This window comes from Rhizobium sp. NLR10b (genome assembly GCF_019685435.1).
Lineage (GTDB): Bacteria > Pseudomonadota > Alphaproteobacteria > Rhizobiales > Rhizobiaceae > Rhizobium.
This window is the reverse complement of the sequence record NZ_JABDWV010000013.1, coordinates 39,055-58,911: the sequence shown is the minus strand read 5'-3', so window position 1 is coordinate 58,911 and position 19,857 is coordinate 39,055. Positions and strand designations below refer to the sequence as shown.

The window sequence follows — 19,857 nt, the reverse complement described above, 5'->3', positions numbered from 1 at the left end:
ATGAATTCGTATCATGGGGAGTTTTTCTGGCTTTTGGCCATGCAGGCCTTGGCATATACAAATGCCATGAACATTGCGACCCCCATCAACGCCAAATCCCCGAAGCTGGGCAGCAAGATCGGCCACACGGCCTGTCCGCACGACTGTCCCTCCACTTGCGCGCTGGAGGTTGAGATATCGGAGGACGGCCGCATTGGCCGCGTGCGCGGCGCCGGCGACCATTCCTACACCTCGGGCGTCATCTGCGCCAAGGTCGCCCGGTATGCCGAGCGACTCTACCATCCCGACCGGCTGATGCACCCCTTGCGCCGCGCTGGCCCCAAGGGGGCAGGGCAGTGGCAGCAGATTTCCTGGGACGATGCGCTGGATGAAATCGCCGAAGCCTTCGTGAAGGCCGAGGCGAGGGACGGCAGCGAGGCGGTCTGGCCCTATTTCTATGCCGGCACCATGGGCTGGGTGCAGCGCGATTCGATCGATCGCCTGCGTCACGCCAAGCGCTATTCCGGCTTTTTCTCGTCGATCTGCACCAACCCGGCCTGGACCGGCTTCACCATGGCGACCGGCGTGCTCCGCGGGCCTGATCCGCGCGAGATGGGCCGCACCGATTGCGTCGTCATTTGGGGCACCAATGCCGTCTCGACCCAGGTCAACGTGATGACCCATGCCATCAGGTCGCGCAAGGAGCGCGGCGCCAAAATCGTCGTCATCGATATCTACGACAACCCGACTATGAAGCAGGCCGATATGGCTCTGATCGTCAAGCCGGGCACTGATGCCGCGCTCGCCTGCGCCACAATGCACATCGCCTTCCGCGACGGCTATGCCGATCGTGACTACATGGCGAGATATGCCGACGATCCCGAAGGTCTGGAAGCGCATCTGAAGACGAAGACGCCCCAATGGGCCGCTGCCATCACCGGCCTGTCGGTCGAGGAGATCGAGGCCTTTGCCCGCCTCGTCGGCATGACGAAGAAGACCTTCTTCCGCCTCGGCTACGGTTTCACCCGCCAGCGCAACGGCGCGGTCGCCATGCATGCGGCCGCCTCGGTCGCCACCGTTCTCGGCTCCTGGCAATATGAGGGCGGTGGCGCCTTCCATTCGAACAGCGATATCTTCCGCATGAACAATGCGGAACTGACCGGCCGGTCGATGAAGGACGGCGATATCCGCATGCTCGATCAGTCGCAGATCGGCCGCGTGCTGACCGGCGATCCGGTGGCGCTGCGCCATCGCGGCCCGGTGACGGCGATGCTGATCCAGAACACCAATCCCGCCAACATTGCTCCCGAGCAGCGCCTCGTCAGGCGCGGGTTCGCCCGCGACGATCTCTTCGTCGCCGTCCACGAGCAGTTCATCACCGAAACGGCCGAGGTCGCCGATATCGTCATCCCGGCGACCATGTTCGTCGAGCATGACGATATCTATCGAGCCGGCGGCCAGAACCATATTCTGCTGGGACCGAAGCTGGTCGAGCCGCCACCGACCGTGCGCACCAATCTCTTCGTGATCGAGGAGCTGGCAAGCCGCCTCGGCGTCGCCGATCGCCCCGGTTTCGGCCTTACCGCCCGCGAGATGATCGACCGCATCCTCCAATCGAGCGACCTGCCGGACTACGACCATTTCCTCGAACACAAATGGTTCGATCGCCAGCCGGCTTTCGAGGACGCCCATTTCCTGAACGGCTTTGCCCATCCGGACGGCAGGTTCCATTTCCGCCCCGACTGGATCAACCAGCCGGCGCCGAACAAGCCGCCGGCCGCAATCGGCGCGCTCGGGCCGCATGCCGAACTGCCGCCCTTCCCCGATCAGGTCGATATCATCGAAGTTGCCGATCCAGAGCATCCCTTCCGTCTCGCCACGTCGCCGGCCCGCAACTTCCTGAATTCGAGCTTTTCGGAGACCAAGACGTCTCGTCAGAAGGAAGGCCGTCCCGAGGTGATGATCAATCCTGTCGATGCCGAAGCCAACGGTGTCGCCCATGGCGATCTCATCCGCATCGGCAACAGCCGCGGTGATCTCCGCATCCATGCCCGTATCACCACCGAGGTGAAGCCGGGCGTGCTGATCGCCGAGGGCCTCTGGCCGAACAAGGCGCATGTCGACGGCGAGGGCATCAACGTCCTGACGGGCGCCGACCCGGTCGCGCCCTATGGCGGAGCGGCCGTTCACGACAACAAGGTCTGGCTTCGCAAGGACGCAGCATGATGCAGCCGAAATCACGGGTAAGGATTGTCAGCGAGGAAACGCTGTCGAATGGGTGGACGCGGCTCGCCAGCTATCTGCTCGACTATATCGACCGTAACGGCGCGACCCAGCGGTTGAAGCGGGAGGTCTACCACCGCACGCCGGCCGCCTGCATTCTACTTTATGATCCGAAACGCGATCTCGTCGTCCTTGTCCGCCAGTTCCGTCTTGCCGTGCATCTCAACGGCGACCCCGCCTGGGTGATCGAAGTGCCGGCCGGCCTGCTCGACGATGACCATCCCGAACAGGCGATCCGCCGTGAGGCGATGGAGGAGACCGGCTATCGCCTGCGTGAGGCGCGCTTCCTATTCAAATGCTACATGTCGCCGGGCGCAATCAGCGAAGTCGTCCACGTCTTCGCAGCCCTGATCGACACCGCCGACCGCGTGGCCGAAGGCGGCGGGCTGGACGAGGAGCATGAGGACATCGAGGTTCTGGAAATTCCTCTCGACGAAGCCGCCCGGATGATAGAGACCGGCGAGATTTTCGACGCCAAGACGATCATGCTTTTGCAATGGGCCGCGTTGAACCGGGATAGGATCAGATAATGGGGCGAGCCGTCAGGGGTGATCTTTCGATTGCCCATGATGGCTCCGGCATTGAGCCGCCAGCGCTCGAAAATTCATACGTTTGTCACGAAGCGGTTCTATCCGCTGCGGTTTGTCGATCATCGGATGCAGTCAGGAGAAAGCCCATGTGGCTCAGCAATTTCACCCTCGTTCTCCCAGACGAGGTGGTGAGCGAAGGTTCCGTGCTTGTTGAGGACGGCGCCATCGCCGAAATCCGGCCGGAGCCGGTTGCCGGGGCTGCGATCGATGGCGGCGGGCGGCTGCTGATGCCGGGCTTCGTCGACCTGCACGGCGACATGATCGAGCGCGAGATCGCGCCGCGGCCGAACGCGACGATGCCGATCGATTTCGGCATCCACGAGCTCGACAAGAAACTTGCCGCTGCCGGTGTGACCACCGCCTTTGCCGCGGTCTCCTTCGCCACCGAAAGCGTCTACGGCCATGTCCGCTCGCTGGAGACGACTTCGGCGGTGATCGAGGGCATCAACCGTCTGCGTAACGATCTGCTGATCGACCACCGCGTTCACGCCCGCTATGAAATCACCAATGTCGGCGCAGCACCTGCGCTCGAGCGCCTGCTGAATGCCCACCAGATCGACATGGTTTCGCTGACGGACCACACGCCGGGCCAGGGCCAGTACAACAACCTGCAGAGCTATATCCTCAGCATTTCCGAGCGCCGCGCCATCTCCGAGGAGATGGCCGCTGAGATCATCGCCAAGCGCATCGCCATGCGCAGCAATCCTGACATCGAGGCCCAGCTGCGGGAGATCGTCGCGCTGTCGCTGAAGCACAAGCTGTCGCTCGCCTCGCATGACGACGACAGCGTCGAGAAGGTCGCAGAAATGCACGATCTCGGCGTCACCATCAGCGAGTTTCCGGTCACCGCACCCGCGGCCGAAGAAGCGCGCCGCCGCGGCCTCTGGACGCTGATGGGCGCGCCGAACGCGCTGCGCGGCCAGTCGATGTCGGGCAATCTCAGCGCGCTCGATGCCGCCAGGGCCGGCCTGCTCGGCGTCATCGCCGCCGATTATCACCCGGCCGCCTTCGTACCCGGCATCTTCAAGCTCGCCGACACGGTGGAAGGCGGCCTGCCGGCCGCCGTCGCCATGGCGACCGGCAACGCGGCCCGCTCCGCAGGACTCTCCGATCGCGGCGAAATCGCCATCGGTCAGCGCGCCGATCTGGTCGTCGTCGAGCGGGGCGAGATCAACCGCATCCGCGCCACCTTCCGCGCCGGCCAGTTCGTGTATAGCGACGGCACCCTGCATCCATTGCGGGCGCTGGCGGCTTAGCTGCAGGTTTGAACGTCGATGAAGAGATACCTCCGAGGCGAGCTTTCTCATCGGCGGTGCCCGACTATCACATTTCTCCGGAACAAGACTGGCAAGGATGGGGAATCAAGATGTCATCTGAGCCACGGTTGCTACACAAGGAATGGGGGCTCCTGCCGCTCGTTTTGAGTGGAATTGGGACGATATCTGTATTCATCATATCGATTTACTACGATAACCAATACGGAATTTCGTATGTCTATGTAGGTGGAGAGTATATAGAATGCGAAAAGTCGGTTGCTTCTTTGTTGAAGGCCATTGTCTTGGTATACAAATATCCCAGTTTGGCTCTTCTGATTATCTCATTTATTTCGGTAATTTTCTGTTGTGTCCATGACAGAGGTATATTTATCTTTATTACAATATGTCTCATATTTTTTAGCTATCCATTTGCTACCATGTGGGGTGGAGCCAGGATTGTTCTAAGTCAATCATCGACAGTGACGCTGTGCGAGAGGGGAAGTTACGGCTCGGTTGCGATCCACCTTCCGATGTTGTTTTTGTCGTCCTACGTCATCATTGGAAATATGGTTCTGCTGACCAAGCGATGGTTCGGGGGGAGAACCAGCAATACCGATATCTAACCGCAGTCGCCGATCAGCGAAATCAGCTGGGCCTTAGGCGCCGCCGTTGAAGCCTCGAAGCCAACGGCCTTGCCGCCCTCCATCGCCACACGCCCCTCGGCAAAGAGCCGCAGCGCCCTCGGATAGATCTGATGCTCGACGGTCAGCACCCGTGCGGCCAGGCTTTCGGCGGTGTCGGCGGAAAAAACCGGAACGGCGGCCTGGCCGATCGTCGGTCCCTCATCCATGCCTTCGGTGACAAAATGCACCGTGCAGCCTGCGATGCGCATGCCGGCGTCGATGGCGCGCTGATGCGTGTGCAGCCCTGGAAACAGCGGCAGCAGGGAAGGGTGGATGTTGAGCATCCGGCCTTCATAACGCTGGATGAAGGTCGCCGTCAGCAGCCGCATGTAGCCTGCGAGGCAAAGGATATCGGGGGAGAGCGTGTCGAGCGCGGAAAAGATCGCCGCCTCGTGCGCTTCCTTGCTGGCGTAGTCCTTGCGGGGGAAGGCGAAGGTGGCGATGCCTTCGGCCGCCGCCTTGGCAAGTCCACCGGCATCCGCCTTGTCCGAGATCACGCCGACGATCTCGGCAGGGTAGTCGGTGGCCTTGGCCGCCGCAACCAGCGCCATCATGTTGGAGCCACTGCCTGATATGAAGACGACGACGCGTTTGCGCTTCATGCTCATATGGCAAGCGTGCCCTTGTAGACCGTGCCGGCAGCGCCTTCGTCGCGCGCAATCATCCGGCCGAGCGTGATAACCTTTTCGCCTTCGGCTTCGAGCACCTTCGATACCGCGGCGACATTTTCCCCAGCGACAACGACGATCATGCCGACGCCGCAGTTGAAGGTGCGCAGCATTTCCTTGGCTTCGACGCCGCCGGTTTTGGCGAGCCACGAGAAGACCGGCGGCACGTTGACGGCATTGAGATCGATCTCGGCCGCCAGATGCCTCGGCAGCACGCGCGGAATATTTTCCGGGAAGCCGCCGCCGGTGATGTGGGCGAGCGCCTTCAGCGCGCCGGTCTCGCGGATCGCCTTCAGAAGGGGCTTCACATAGATGCGGGTCGGCTCGAGCAGCGCTTCGCCAAGCTTCTTGGCTTCGGCAAAGGGCGCCGGCGCGTCCCAGCCGAGGCCGGACAGTTCGACGATCTTGCGCACAAGCGAAAAGCCGTTGGAATGAACGCCGGAGGAGGCAAGGCCGAGGATCACGTCGCCCTCGGCAATATCGCCTGACGGCAGCAGCTTGCCGCGTTCGGCCGCACCGACCGCAAAACCGGCGAGATCATAGTCGCCGGAGGAATACATGCCGGGCATTTCGGCCGTCTCGCCGCCGATCAGCGCGCAGCCTGCCTCGCGGCAGCCGGCGGCAATGCCGCCGACGATCGCCGCACCCTGGTCGGGATCGAGCTTGCCGGTTGCGAAATAATCGAGGAAGAACAGTGGCTCGGCGCCCTGGACCACGAGGTCGTTGACGCACATGGCGACGAGGTCGATGCCGACGGTGTCGTGGTAATCGGCGTCGATCGCGATCTTCAGCTTGGTGCCGACGCCGTCATTGGCGGCGACGAGAACCGGATCGGTAAAGCCCGCCGCCTTGAGATCGAAGAGCCCGCCGAAGCCGCCGATCTCGCCGTCAGCGCCCGGCCGACGCGTCGAGCGCACTGCCGGCTTGATCTTCTCGACGAGGAGGTTGCCGGCATCGATGTCGACGCCCGCATCGCTATAGGTCAGGCCGTTTTTTCCAGACTGGCTCATGCTGGTCTCCGATGGCTATTTCCAGGCGGCAGACGCGCCGCGTCATCTGCCGGTCGCAATTGCATGACAGGGGCCTTTATGCAAGCGTCGCATGGCAAAAGCCTCCAATTTCCCGTGTCTTTAATCGGCCTTTCCGGGATTTGGCGTGACAGGGTTGACCATCTTTGCGCCTGCATCCTATGTGCTGAATGGCCGCGTCGGACAAGAGGCGGCGTTCGGCGGCGGCGAGCGAAACGGGGAAGCAATGCCACAGCATGTCAGCGGCAACAGTCTGAAGCGCCAGATCTTCTTCTGGCTGGCCGTGCTCGTCTTCTTCATCGCCTTTCTCTATGTCTTCAGCTCGATCCTCTTGCCGTTCATCGCCGGCATGGCGATCGCCTATTTCCTCGATCCCGTCGCCGACCGGCTGGAGCGCCTGGGCCTCAGCCGCTTGATGGCGACGGTCGGCATTCTGATCGCCTTTGTCATCGTCTTTGCGCTGGCGCTGATGATCCTCATTCCCGTGCTGATCAGCCAGTTCAACGATTTCGCCGAACGCTTGCCGAGTTATATCAGCCAGCTGCAGAAATTCATCGCCCAGTCGCAGCATTCGCTGCTGCCGCCGTGGATCAGGAGCCAAGTCGGCACGATCAAGGATAATTTCTCCGGCATCCTCTCCGAAGGCATGGGGTTCCTGACGGGACTCTTCGCGCAGATCTGGAATTCCGGCAAGGCGATTGTCGACGTCATCTCGCTGCTCGTCGTCACTCCCGTCGTCGCTTTCTATATCCTGCTCGATTGGGACCGCATGGTCGCCAAGGTCGACCAGTGGATCCCGCGCGATTACGTCAGCGATGTCCGCCAGATCGCCAGCGAGATCGATCAGGCGATCGCCGGCTTCATCCGCGGTCAGGGCTCCCTCTGCCTTATCCTCGGCATCTATTATGCCGCCGGCCTTTCCCTCGTCGGGCTGAACTTCGGCCTGCTGATCGGCCTCTTCGCCGGCATGATCAGTTTCATTCCCTATGTCGGCTCGCTGGTCGGCCTCGTTCTTGCCGTTGGCGTGGCACTCGTGCAGTTCTGGCCGGATTATCCCTGGATCGGACTTGTGCTCGTCGTCTTCTTCAGCGGCCAGTTTTTCGAAGGCAACATCCTGCAGCCGAAGCTCGTCGGCTCCAGCGTCGGCCTGCATCCGGTCTGGCTGATGTTTGCACTGTTTGCCTTCGGCGCGCTCTTCGGCTTCGTCGGGCTTCTGGTCGCCGTGCCGGCTGCCGCCGCCGTCGGCGTCCTTGTCCGCTTCGCGCTTTCGCGTTACCTTCAGAGCGATCTTTATTTTGGCGGGTCAGCAGACGGCCACGCCCGGAAGACGAAATCAGTACCCAATGAATGACGTGAAGAATGCTGATCCGAAGCGCAAGGCCGAAGAGCAGCTGCCGCTGGTGTTTTCGCATGATGCCGCAAGCGGGCGCGACGATCTCCTGATCTCGGAGCGTCTCGCCGCCGCCGTCTCGATCGTCGATGCGTGGCCCGCATGGGCGTCGCCGGTCGTTATCCTTGCCGGCCCGGTCGGCTCGGGAAAATCGCACTTGGCCGGCATCTGGAAAGAACACAGCGGAGCGGAGATCATTCACCCCAAGGCCGGTTCCAATGCCGCGGTCAGGGCGGCGAACGGCCCTGTCCTGTTCGAGGATGCCGATCGTCTCGGCTTCGACGACAACACGCTCTTCCATGTCATCAACAGCGTGCGCGAAAACGGCACCAGCCTGCTGATGACAAGCCGTCTCTGGCCGATGTCGTGGCCGGTTCTGCTGCCGGATCTGCGCTCTCGCCTCAAGGCCGCCACCGTCGTCGAGATCGGCGAGCCGGATGAAGCCCTGTTGTCGCAGGTGATCGTCAAGCTCTTCGCCGACCGGCAGCTTTATATAGATGACAAACTCGTGCTCTATATCGTCAACCGGATGGAGCGGTCGCTGAACGCGGCCCAGACAATCGTCGAACGGCTCGACCGGCTGGCCCTGTCGCGGGGCACGAAAATCACCCGCACTCTTGCCGCTGAAGTATTGAATGAATTGGGAAATTCGGAGCCGGCCGATTGACTGTCACAGTTCCGTCGTGAAACTGATATAATTGCCATCGCGATTGAAAACGGGGTAAGCCGACCATGGACAGCGCAGTCGCAGAACATCAGGAACTCACTCCGGAAACCAACGACAATATCCCCCCGCTGGACGAGTTGCTGGCAAGCCCCGAGCGCTTCATCAACCGTGAATTCTCCTGGCTGCAGTTCAACCGCCGTGTCCTGGAAGAGACGCTGAATACCGAACATCCGCTGCTCGAGCGCGTCCGCTTCCTGTCGATCTCGGCGGCCAACCTCGACGAGTTCTTCATGGTGCGCGTCGCCGGCCTCGAGGGCCAGGTGCGCCAGAACATCGCTATCCGCAGCCCCGACGGCAAGACACCGGCCGAACAGCTCGATTCGATCCTGCAGGAGATCGACCATCTGCAGATGGAGCAGCAGGCTTCGCTCGCTGTGCTGCAGCAGTACCTCGCCAAGGAAGACATTCTGATCGTGCGCCCGGGCGCCTTGAGCGATGCAGACCGCCAGTGGCTCGCCTCCGAATTCGAACAGGCGATCTTCCCGGTGCTGACGCCGCTGTCCATCGATCCGGCCCATCCGTTCCCCTTCATCCCCAATCTTGGCTTCTCGATCGGCCTGCAGCTCGTCAGCAAGAACGGCCGCGAGCCGATGACGGCGCTGCTGCGCCTGCCGCCGGCGCTCGACCGCTTCGTCCGGCTGCCCGACGATGGAAACACGATCCGCTACATCACGCTGGAAGACGTCGCGAACATCTTCATCCATAGGCTCTACCCGGGTTACGAGGTGCAGGGCTCCGGTACGTTCCGCGTCATCCGCGACAGTGATATCGAAGTCGAGGAAGAGGCCGAGGATCTCGTGCGCTTCTTCGAAACGGCACTCAAGCGCCGCCGCCGCGGCAAGGTCATCCGCATCGAGACCGATTCGGAAATGCCGGCCTCGCTGCGTCAGTTCGTCGTGCAGGCGCTCAGCATTCCCGAAAATCGCGTCGCCGTTCTGCCGGGGCTCCTGGCGCTGAACACTCTGTCGGAGATCACCAAGGCGCCGCGCGACGATCTCAGGTTTCAGCCCTACAATGCGCGATTTCCCGAGCGTGTCCGCGAACATGCCGGCGACTGCTTCGCCGCGATCCGCGAGAAGGACATGGTCGTCCATCACCCTTATGAATCCTTCGACGTGGTGGTCCAGTTCCTTCTCCAGGCTGCGCGCGATCCTGACGTTCTGGCGATAAAGCAGACGCTTTACCGCACCTCGAACGACAGCCCGATCGTCCGCGCTCTGGTCGACGCCGCCGAGGCCGGCAAGTCGGTGACGGCGCTGGTGGAGCTCAAGGCCCGCTTCGACGAAGAGGCGAATATCCGCTGGGCGCGCGATCTCGAGCGCGCCGGCGTGCAGGTCGTCTTCGGCTTCATCGAGCTCAAGACCCACGCCAAGATGTCGATGATCGTCCGCCGCGAGGAAGGGAAGCTCAGGACCTATTGTCACTTGGGAACCGGCAACTACCACCCGATCACCGCCAAGATCTATACGGATCTCTCCTATTTCACCTGCAATCCCGTCATTGCCCACGACATGGCGAATATCTTCAACTTCATCACCGGCTATGGCGAACCTGAAGAGGGCATGCAGCTCGCCGTCTCGCCCTATACGTTGCGCTCGCGCATCCTGCGTCACATCGAGGAAGAGATTCAGCATGCCAGGAACGGCGCGCCGGCGGCGATCTGGATGAAGATGAACTCGCTTGTCGACCCCGACATCATCGATGCGCTCTATCGCGCCAGCCATGCCGGCGTCGAAATCGATCTCGTCGTGCGCGGCATCTGCTGCCTGCGTCCGCAGCTGCCCGGTCTCTCGGAGAAGATCCGCGTCAAATCAATCGTCGGCCGCTTCCTCGAACACAGCCGCATCTTCTGCTTCGGCAACGGCTATGGCCTGCCGTCGGACAAGGCGCTGGTCTACATCGGTTCTGCCGACATGATGCCGAGAAATCTCGACCGCCGCGTCGAGACCATGGTTCCGTTGACGAATCCGACTGTTCATGAGCAGGTCTTGTCACAGATTATGCTCGGCAACGTGATTGACAATCAACAAAGCTACGAGATATTGCCCGACGGTACGTCGCGGCGCATGGAAGTGCGCAGGGGCGAGGAGCCGTTCAATGCGCAGCAGTATTTCATGACCAATCCGAGCCTGTCAGGCCGTGGTGAAGCTCTGAAATCAAGCGCGCCGAAACTGATCGCCGGCCTGCTCGAAGGCCGCAACAACAAGTAAAACTGGACCATATGGTTGAATCTGAAGCCCAGGGGCGCCTTCCAGGGATCGCCCCGGTCTCCGTCGTCGACATCGGATCGAATTCCATTCGTCTTGTCGTTTACGAAGGCCTGTCCCGTTCGCCTACGATCCTCTTCAACGAAAAGGTCCTCTGCGGCCTCGGCAAGGGCATAGCCATCACCGGCAAGATGGATGAAGAGAGCGTCGCCCGGGCTCTGGCAGCGCTCCACCGTTTCAAGGCCCTGTCCGATCAGGCGCGGGCCGCCACCATGTATGTGCTGGCGACGGCCGCCGCCCGCGAGGCGAGCAACGGCCCCGACTTCATCCATCAGGCGGAGACGATCCTGCAGCGCCACATCCGGGTGCTTTCAGGTGAGGAGGAGGCTCGTTTCGCCTCGCTCGGCATCATCAGTGGCTTCTTCAATCCTGACGGCATTGCCGGCGACCTCGGCGGTGGTTCTCTTGAACTGATCGACATCAAGGGCAAGGAGGTCGGCAAGGGCATTACGCTGCCGCTCGGCGGTCTGCGCCTGTCGGAATATGCCGGCGGCTCGCTCTCCAAGGCGCGAACTTTTGCCCGCAAGCAGGTGAAGACGGCAAAACTCCTGGCGAAAGGCGAGGGGCGCACCTTCTATGCCGTCGGCGGCACCTGGCGAAATATCGCCAAGCTGCACATGGAGATCACCCATTATCCGCTGCATATGATGCAGGGCTATGAGGTATCCCTCGAAGCGATGATGCTGTTCCTCGATCAGGTGGTGACCGCGCGCGATTCCAAGGAACCGGCCCTCCAGGCCGTCTCGAAGCATCGCCGTTCGCTGCTGCCTTTCGGCGCCATCGCCATGAAGGAAGTCTTGAGCGTCATGAAGCCGTCCGTGATCTCCTTCTCGGCACAGGGCGTGCGCGAGGGTTATCTCTATTCGCTGCTGTCTGAGGCCGAGCGCCGCGCCGATCCGTTGTTGGCTGCCGCTGGCGAACTAGCGATCCTGCGTGCCCGTTCGCCCGAGCATGCCCGCGAACTGGCGGAATGGACCGGCCGCATGATGCCCTTGTTCGGCGTCCAGGAAACCGAAGAGGAAAGCCGCTATCGTCAGGCCGCCTGCCTGCTTGCCGATATCAGCTGGCGCGCCCATCCTGATTATCGTGGCCTGCAGGCACTGAACGTCATCGCCCACTCCTCCTTCGTCGGCATCAGCCATCCCGGCCGCGCCTTCATCGCGCTCACCAATTATTACCGTTTCGAGGGCCTGCACGACGACGGCGCCACCGGTCCGCTGGCGCAGATCGCCACCCCTCAGTTCATCGACCGCGCCAAACTGCTCGGCGGCATGCTGCGCGTCGTCTATCTCTTCTCGGCCTCCATGCCCGGCATCGTCAAGCACCTGACCTTCCGCAAATCGTCGAATCCGGACTTCGACCTCGAATTCGTCGTGCCGCCGGAATACCGCGATTTCGCCGGCGAGCGCCTGGACGGCCGCCTGCAGCAGCTGTCGCGGTTGACGAACAAGAGGCTGGCGTTTCGCTTCGAGTAGAGAGGCATTCTTTCCGCGGGCTCTTCCCGCGGTGCGGACCGTTCGACCTCCCTCATTCCTGTGACGAGCACAGGAATGAGGGAGGTCGAAGTAGTGCCATACGCAAAAGGGCGGCGCTGACCGCACCACCCTCCGGATGTCCTCAGGGTTTTCTGCTCACTTCGCGTTCAAAAACTCGCCAACCTCGAGCAGGCTGAACTCGTTATTGTCGGCCTTGTCGACAGCGCGGCCGGCCGAGAAGGGCAGGTTGTTGTCATTGCCGATGATGATGTGGGTGGCGTCGACGCGGTCGACGTTTTCGATGGTGACGAACGGCATGTCATAGACGCCATCCTTGCTGCCGGCCTGCTTCTTGTTGTCGGGGTCCTGAATATCAAGGAGATCGATGTAACCGATCTTGCGGACGGCCTTGCCGAGGTTGGCGTCGTTGAATTCGATCTTGTAGACGCGCTTCAGCACCGCCGGAGCTTCGAAGCAATCCGGCTTCGGCTGCTTCGGGTCGGAGCAGACCTTGTCGCTGGTGCCGGCGCCGCTGTCGCGCTCGATGACGAGAGCGGTGGAGTCGTCGAGCATGTTGAAATCCCCGATCGATACACCCTTGTCTTCGAATGGATAAAGCCAGCTGCGGCCTGTCCACTTCTTGGAGCCAGCGTCGAATTCTATGACGCGGATGGCCGTATGGCCGTCAGCCGTTTCCATCGTGCCGTCATCCTCGTAGATGGCGCCTTCGAGCAGGCCGTAGAGCTTGGATCCGTCCTTCGACATGGCAAGGCCTTCGAAGCCGCCGGAGCGCTTCAGGTTGAAGACCGGCATCTTGGCGGCCGGATTGCCAGGCAGCTGGATCAGCGGGTTGTCGGGCGAAAGCACCGGCTTGCCGTCGAGCATCGTCGGGATCACGTCCGTCAGGCGACCTTCGGTATCGACCTTGAGGAGATAGGGACCGAACTCGTCGCCCAGCCAGAAGCCGTCGGCATCCGGCTGGATCGATTCGATGTCGAAGTCGGCGCCGGTAAGGTAACGCTTTTCCGTGCCTTCGAGCACGAGCGGGAACGGGGCGATCTTGTTTGGATCGGAGAGGAAGAGGTTCTTGACGACCTCAGCCTTGTTGGCAGTCCAGTCGAACTTCATCTGATGCAGGAACAGCATGGAGTCGGAAGAGTTGGCTTTCGAACCGAAGCCGTTGTCGGAGAGCGTCCAGAAGGTCCCGTCAGCCATCGTCTTGATGCCTGAGAAACCTTGGATCGGCTGGCCGTCGAACGGAATCTTGAGGTCGGTCACGCGCGCGCCGTCCTTGCCTGGAACGGCGCCGAGAGCTTCGCTGCGCTTGCGGTCCGGCGTCGTGAACTTGCCGGAATGCTTGAGAAATTCGGGGGCGTCGGCCGGAGCCGGAACCATGGTATTGGCTGGCAGGATCGCCTGGCCGGTGAGCTTGGCCGGGAACTGCTGCTGGTCGGCCGAAACGGGGCCGGCAATCAGGATGAAAAGCGATACGGAAGCAAAAAGGACGTTCTTCATAATATCCCCATGGACGGATGCGAATGGCTTCCGCTTAACAGGGCTTCCGTGTCAGCGAATTGACGGTTGGGTGAAGCTTTGGTGACGGGTGATAAATGGACTTGCTCAGCCGTGCAGAACGACTGCGGGCGTGTTCAGAACGGTCACCGCACGCGAGGACAGCGCCATGACGCCGAGTGCCTGGCCGCGTCCCTTGACGGCATGGATCCCGAGATCCTCGCAGGAAATGTCATCGGGAAAGGTCATGCGCCGGGCCAGTTCCGCGGAGATCAGCACCTGCCGGTTCAGGCTGCGGCAGAGCGTCTCCAGCCGGGCGGTCGTATTCACCGTATCGCCAAAATAGCTGATCTTGTGGTGGTCGACGCCGACTTCCGCCGTGATGATCTCGCCGCCATGAAGTGCAACGTGAAGCTTCGGCACCTGGCCGTAATTTTTCCGCCAGCCGGCGGCATTGGCTTCGATATCGGCGAGGATATCGAAGATGCAGCGAACGCAGCGCGCATCCTTGACGCCGCGGGCCAGCGGCCAGGTAATGATCGCCGCATCGCCGACATAGTCGTTGATCATGCCCTTGTGGCGTCTGACCGGCTCGGCGAAAGTCGCAAACAGCGAGCTCAGCAGCTGCTGCGCCCTGAGGTCGCCGTGTTTTTCGGCAAAAGCCGTCGAATCGACGAGATCGATGAACAGGAAGACCCGCTCTTCCTTGACCGGATTGCGATAGCGGCTGATGAGCATGCTGGTGAATACTTCGCGGCCGAGCAGTTCGCGCACGCGCAGGATGAAGATCAGCGCCAAGCAGACGACAAGTGCATAAAGGAAGACGTCGAACGGCATGATGACGAGATCGAGGAGCGACGTCGGCTTCAGCACGCCGACCGAGCGAAGCAGCAGCCCGGCGCAGGCAAAGCCAATGCTCATCAGAATTTCGTAGATCGCCAGTTCGGTTATGATGAAGGCGAAGGTCGGTAGCTTCTGGATGCGTCTGTAGAGTCCGCGGAACAGCACCTTGCGCTCGAAGGCAATGATCGGCATGCCGATGAACAGCGCGAAGATCGCCCCGACGACCGGCGTCTGCTCCGAATAGAACATCGAATCATAGACGACGCCGCTCGCCGCGAGAACGATGACGATCAGGATCCAGTTCTGCGTCGGAGAAATTTCCCGCATGCCGCGCCCTTCGCTTCGCAGTGTCTCCGCCATTGTTTTCGGTTGGGAAAAAGGCGTTGAGCGAATTCGATTTGGTGTCAGAGTGCGACGGTTTCAACCTTCCGGCCGGCGAATCGCAATCCGATCTGGCCCTGGATCAGCTGCAGCGCCGGCTCGCCGAAAAGATCGCGCCGCCAGCCGTGCAGGGCAGCGACATCGGCCTTCTCGCCATCGGCGGCAATCTTGTCGAGATCCTCGCTGTTGGCGATCACCTTCGGCGCCACCCCATGTTTTTCCGAGATCAGCTTCAGCAGCACCTTTAAGAGTTCGACGGCGGCAGCTGCGCCCTCCGGGGCCTGTGCCTGACGTGGCACATGCGGCATCTCGGCTTTCGGAAGGGCGAGCGCCGCATTGACCGCTTCGACGACTGCCGTCCCGGCGGCCGAACGCTCCCAGCCCTTCGGAATGGTGCGCAGGCGGCCGAGCGCTTCGGAATCCCTGGGTTGCTGCTGGGCGATCTCATAGATCGCATCGTCCTTCAAAACGCGCGAACGCGGCACGTTGCGGGCCCGCGCCTCGCGCTCACGCCAGGCGGCGACGTATTTCAGGATTGCCAGCTCCTGCGGCTTGCGCAGGCGCATCTTCAGACGCTGCCAGGCGTCGTCGGGATGCATGTCGTAGGTCTCGCGCGCCTCGAGAATGTCCATTTCCTCGCGCAGCCACGACGTGCGGCCTTCGCGATCGAGTTCCGCCTTCAGCGACAGGTAGACGTCGCGCAGATGGGTGACGTCGGCCAGCGCATATTCCAGCTGCTTTTCGGAGAGCGGCCGGCGGCTCCAGTCGGTGAAGCGCGACGACTTGTCGATATGGACGTTCTTGATGCGGCTGACCAGCTGGTCATAGGAGACGCTGTCGCCGAAACCGCAGACCATGGCGGCGACCTGCGTGTCGAAGATCGGATGCGGAATGAGATTGCCGCGATTGAAGATGATTTCGATGTCCTGACGCGCCGCGTGAAAGACTTTCAACACCTTGGTGTCCGCCATCAGCTCGAAGAAGGGAGCGAGATCGATGCCCTTCGCCAGCGGGTCGACGAGTACTTCCAATGTCGGGCTTGCCATCTGGATCAGGCAGAGCTCCGGCCAGAACGTCGTCTCACGCAGGAATTCGGTGTCGATGGTGATGAAGTCGGACTTGGCCAGCTCTTTGCAGGCGGCCGCCAAATCGGCGGTGGTTTCGATCATATCATTTCATTCGCAAGGAAAAGGTTGGTTGAACCTTCCTTCTCCTTTCGCTTCGATATGTCAATACAACAGCATACGCTTCAAGCATTGCTGAAGAAGAATCACGTCCAAACTGAGGCACAGGGAATGCTTCAGCTCACTCTGATATAGCTGGTCATTCCCGTCTTCTGATGCTCGATGATGTGGCAATGCAGCACCCAGTCGCCGGGATTGTCGGCGACAAAAGCCAATTGCACTTTCTCGTCCGGCTGGACGAGGTAGGTGTCGGACACCAGCGGCATCGCCTCCCGCGCCGAGGAGGAGATCACCGTGAAACTCATCCCGTGCAGATGGATCGGATGCGCGTGCGGCGTGGTGTTCTCGAGGTTGAAGACATAGCTTCTGCCGAGCTTCAGTTCCGCCAGCGGCGCCGTCGGATCGGGCGTGTCTCCGGGCCACGGCACCTTGTTGATCGCCCAGAAGCTGTAGCCGAGCGTGCCGCAGATGCTTTCCACGGCGGCATTTTCCGCAGTGGCGCTCAACACCAGCGGGATCTGTTCGGCAACGGAAAGATCGGCCTTCGGAACAGGATTCTGGCCAAGAGGCCCGAGATCGCCGATGTCGCGCTTCAGCGATGCCCCGACCGCACGCAGGCTGGCGATCGTCTTCGGCGCCGTGCCGCGAATGTCTTCCAGTATCGCGACGGCGCCTTCATCGTCCGGCATGCGCACCACAAGATCGAGCCGCTGGCCCGGCCCGATCTGCAGGAGGTCGAGGGGGAAGCGTTTCGGCACCGGATTGCCGTCGATTGCGATGACGGTCGCATCTGCGCCCGCCATCTTCAGCAAGAAGATGCGCGTCACGTCGGTGATGGCAATGCGCAGCCGCACCAACCCGCCGGCCGGGGCGTCATATTGCGGCTCCTGGCGCCAGTTGGCCGTGCGCACCGTGCCGTAGGTGCCGCTCTTGGCAGCGTCGCGCGGCCGGAAGGGCGCGATGAACTGCCCGTCGCCTCCGAGACGCCAGTCGCGCAGATTGAGCAACACCTCGGCATCGAATTCCGGATCAGCCGGATCCTCGACGACGAGCATGCCGGTCATGCCATGTCCCATCTGCGTCAGCGTGTTGCAATGCGGATGGTACCAGAAGGTGCCGGCATCGGGCGGCGTGAAGGCATAGTCGAAGCTGTCGCCGGTATAGATATAGGGCTGCGTCACGAAGGGCACGCCATCCATGCGGTTGTCGATACGAAGCCCGTGCCAATGGATCGTCGTCGGCTCATCGAGTCCGTTCTTCAGCCTTGCCGCGTAGGGCCGCCCCTTGGTCATTCTCAGAACCGGCGGCATGCCGTCATGGCCCCAGCTCATGACATCCCGAGTCGGACCCGCCTCGGTCAGGATGGCCTCGGTTTTCACAGCCGTCAGCAGCTGCGGTTCCGACGCCGCCTCGGCCAGTCCGAATTTGCCCGCAATGGCCATGCCTGCGCCATATGCGCCCGCGACGGATGCCTTCAGAATGTTGCGGCGGGTCAGCAGAGGCATGCGGAGGCTCCAGGATGGGAATGCTGATCCTTTTAAAGTTGAGCCGCATCTTCATCAATATGGGAAATGCGGCCAAACTGCCGCAGCCTGCGGGTCGCAGCCTTGCCATAAACGCATGCCAAACCCAGGGGCGGGGCGCGCCAAGCCTTGACAAATCGGAGCGTCCATGCGCTTTTCCGCCCGATTTTCTTGTCGGCGCGGGAGGGTCTTCGAACCCCTGCTGCCGTCTTCAGCCACATGCCAGGATTTGAGATCATGCATCGCTACCGCAGCCACACATGCGCCGCCCTCCGCAAGACGGATGTCGGCTCGACCGTCCGCATCGCCGGCTGGGTCCATCGCGTTCGCGACCATGGTGGCGTTCTCTTCATCGACCTTCGCGACCATTACGGCATCACCCAGGTCGTCGCCGACCCGGATAGCCCTGCCTTCAAGACGGCGGAAACCGTGCGTGGCGAATGGGTCATCCGCATCGACGGCCTCGTCAAAGCCCGTACCGAAGAGACCGTCAACAAGAACATGGCGACCGGCGAGATCGAGCTCTACGCGCAGGAGATCGAAGTGCTCTCCGCCGCCAAGGAATTGCCGCTGCCGGTCTTCGGTGAGCCTGATTATCCGGAAGACGTTCGCCTCAAGTATCGCTTCCTCGATCTTCGCCGCGAAACCCTGCACAAAAACATCGTCAAGCGCACCCAGGTGATTTCGGCCATGCGCCGTGAAATGGGCGGCGCGGGCTTTACCGAATATACCACGCCGATCCTCACAGCCTCCTCGCCCGAAGGCGCGCGCGACTTCCTCGTGCCGAGCCGTATTCATCCCGGCACCTTCTACGCTCTGCCGCAGGCGCCGCAGCAGTACAAGCAACTGCTCATGGTCGCAGGTTTCGACCGTTACTTCCAGATCGCGCCGTGCTTCCGTGACGAAGACCCGCGCGCCGACCGCTTGCCTGGCGAATTCTACCAGCTCGACCTCGAAATGAGCTTCGTCACCCAGGAAGACGTCTGGGACACCATGGGTCCGCTGATGACCAAGGTGTACGAAGAGTTTGCCGAAGGCAAGCCGGTCACCAAGGAATGGCCGCGCATCCCCTATGACGAGGCGATCCGCAAATACGGCTCCGACAAGCCCGATCTGCGCAACCCGATCGTCATGGAAGCGGTGACCGAACATTTCGCCGGCTCGGGCTTTAAAGTCTTCGCCGGCATGATCGCCTCCAACCCGAAGGTCCAGGTCTGGGCGATCCCGGCCAAGACAGGCGGCTCGCGTGCTTTCTGCGACCGCATGAACGCCTGGGCGCAGAGCCAGGGCCAGCCGGGCCTCGGCTACATCTTCTGGCGCAAGGAAGGCGAGAAGCTCGAAGGCGCCGGACCACTTGCCAAGAACATCGGCGAGGAGCGCACCGATGCGATCCGGACCCAACTTGGTCTTGGTGACGGCGACGCGTGCTTCTTCGTCGCCGGAGAGCCGGAAAAATTCTACAAGTTTGCGGGTGAGGCCCGCACCAAGGCCGGCGAAGAACTCAACCTCGTCGACCGCGACCGCTTCGAGCTCTGCTGGATCGTCGACTTCCCATTCTTCGAATGGAACGACGAGGAAAAGAAGGTCGATTTCGCCCACAACCCGTTCTCGATGCCGCAGGGTGGCCTCGATGCGCTCAGGAACCAGGATCCCCTGACGATCAAGGCCTTCCAGTACGACGCCGTCTGCAACGGCTTCGAGATCGCCTCGGGTTCGATCCGCAACCAGTCGCCGGAAACCATGGTCGCCGCCTTCGAGAAGGTCGGTCTCAGCCAGCAGGACGTCGAGGACCGCTTCGGCGGCCTCTACCGCGCCTTCCAGTACGGCGCGCCTCCGCATGGCGGCGCCGCCTTCGGCATCGACCGAATCGTCATGCTGCTCGTCGGCGCCAAGAACCTGCGTGAGATCTCGCTGTTCCCGATGAACCAGCAGGCCCAGGACCTGCTGATGGGCGCGCCGACCCCGGCAACCCCGACGCAGCTGCGCGAGCTTTCGATCCGGCCGATCCCGCCGGTCAAGAAGGACTGAGTTCGGCTCAGCGTCGAACAGAAAAGCCCGGCGGCCGCAA

14 protein-coding genes are annotated in these 19,857 nt (G+C 61.7%); 8 read left to right on the top strand and 6 right to left on the bottom strand.

The window, feature by feature from the left end; genetic code table 11:
- The 3 genes from HJB91_RS21170 (at window position 1) to HJB91_RS21160 (ending at window position 4,108) form a co-directional block, all read left to right on the top strand.
- Window positions 1–2,205 (top strand): molybdopterin-dependent oxidoreductase, encoded by a 2,205-nt coding sequence (locus tag HJB91_RS21170; RefSeq protein WP_221147297.1) that lies wholly within the window; start codon window positions 1–3, stop codon window positions 2,203–2,205.
- Window positions 2,202–2,792, top strand: a complete 591-nt coding sequence (locus tag HJB91_RS21165) for an NUDIX domain-containing protein (protein ID WP_210628388.1) — start codon at window positions 2,202–2,204, stop codon at window positions 2,790–2,792. Before HJB91_RS21170 ends, HJB91_RS21165 begins: the two co-directional genes overlap by 4 nt.
- Window positions 2,793–2,938: 146 nt before the next feature.
- On the top strand, window positions 2,939–4,108 hold the full coding sequence (locus tag HJB91_RS21160; protein ID WP_221155849.1) for an alpha-D-ribose 1-methylphosphonate 5-triphosphate diphosphatase: 1,170 nt from the start codon (window positions 2,939–2,941) through the stop codon (window positions 4,106–4,108).
- Between the two features lie 619 nt (window positions 4,109–4,727).
- Here the strand turns inward: HJB91_RS21160 and purN are convergent.
- Both purN and purM read right to left on the bottom strand, forming a co-directional pair.
- Entirely contained in the window at window positions 4,728–5,399 is a 672-nt protein-coding gene (gene purN / locus HJB91_RS21155) for a phosphoribosylglycinamide formyltransferase (protein WP_210628386.1), read from the bottom strand.
- A complete protein-coding gene (gene purM, locus HJB91_RS21150; protein ID WP_221123400.1) occupies window positions 5,396–6,469 on the bottom strand; it encodes a phosphoribosylformylglycinamidine cyclo-ligase in 1,074 nt (357 codons plus the stop codon). The genes purN and purM overlap by 4 nt, the downstream gene beginning before the upstream one ends.
- 244 nt (window positions 6,470–6,713) lie before the next feature.
- Here purM and HJB91_RS21145 point away from each other — a divergent pair, with 244 nt between their 5' ends.
- The 4 genes from HJB91_RS21145 (at window position 6,714) to ppx (ending at window position 12,346) form a co-directional block, all read left to right on the top strand.
- Complete coding sequence (locus HJB91_RS21145; protein ID WP_221123424.1) at window positions 6,714–7,838, top strand: AI-2E family transporter; 1,125 nt, start codon at window positions 6,714–6,716, stop codon at window positions 7,836–7,838.
- Window positions 7,831–8,544 (top strand): DnaA regulatory inactivator HdaA, encoded by a 714-nt coding sequence (gene hdaA, locus HJB91_RS21140; RefSeq protein ID WP_221123399.1) that lies wholly within the window; start codon window positions 7,831–7,833, stop codon window positions 8,542–8,544. The genes HJB91_RS21145 and hdaA overlap by 8 nt, the downstream gene beginning before the upstream one ends.
- 65 nt (window positions 8,545–8,609) lie before the next feature.
- Window positions 8,610–10,814: an RNA degradosome polyphosphate kinase gene (locus HJB91_RS21135; protein ID WP_221123398.1), complete on the top strand. Its 2,205-nt coding sequence runs from the start codon at window positions 8,610–8,612 to the stop codon at window positions 10,812–10,814.
- Between the two features lie 11 nt (window positions 10,815–10,825).
- A complete protein-coding gene (gene ppx, locus HJB91_RS21130; RefSeq protein ID WP_221123397.1) occupies window positions 10,826–12,346 on the top strand; it encodes an exopolyphosphatase in 1,521 nt (506 codons plus the stop codon).
- A 156-nt stretch (window positions 12,347–12,502) separates the two neighbouring features.
- Here ppx and HJB91_RS21125 read toward each other — a convergent pair whose 3' ends face one another.
- The 4 genes from HJB91_RS21125 to HJB91_RS21110 all read right to left on the bottom strand — a co-directional run bounded on the left by HJB91_RS21125 (window position 12,503) and on the right by HJB91_RS21110 (window position 17,771).
- Window positions 12,503–13,861 (bottom strand): esterase-like activity of phytase family protein, encoded by a 1,359-nt coding sequence (locus HJB91_RS21125; protein WP_221155848.1) that lies wholly within the window; start codon window positions 13,859–13,861, stop codon window positions 12,503–12,505.
- A gap of 105 nt (window positions 13,862–13,966) precedes the next feature.
- Window positions 13,967–15,028 carry an adenylate/guanylate cyclase domain-containing protein gene (locus HJB91_RS21120; protein WP_210628380.1) on the bottom strand — a complete coding sequence of 354 codons (1,062 nt, stop codon included), beginning with the start codon at window positions 15,026–15,028 and terminating at the stop codon, window positions 13,967–13,969.
- 77 nt (window positions 15,029–15,105) lie between these two features.
- Window positions 15,106–16,251 (bottom strand): ribonuclease D, encoded by a 1,146-nt coding sequence (gene rnd, locus HJB91_RS21115; protein WP_210628379.1) that lies wholly within the window; start codon window positions 16,249–16,251, stop codon window positions 15,106–15,108.
- Between the two features lie 131 nt (window positions 16,252–16,382).
- Entirely contained in the window at window positions 16,383–17,771 is a 1,389-nt protein-coding gene (locus HJB91_RS21110; protein ID WP_221155847.1) for a multicopper oxidase family protein, read from the bottom strand.
- A gap of 255 nt (window positions 17,772–18,026) precedes the next feature.
- Here HJB91_RS21110 and aspS point away from each other — a divergent pair, with 255 nt between their 5' ends.
- Window positions 18,027–19,817: an aspartate--tRNA ligase gene (gene aspS / locus HJB91_RS21105; protein WP_221155846.1), complete on the top strand. Its 1,791-nt coding sequence runs from the start codon at window positions 18,027–18,029 to the stop codon at window positions 19,815–19,817.
- Window positions 19,818–19,857: the final 40 nt, after the last annotated feature.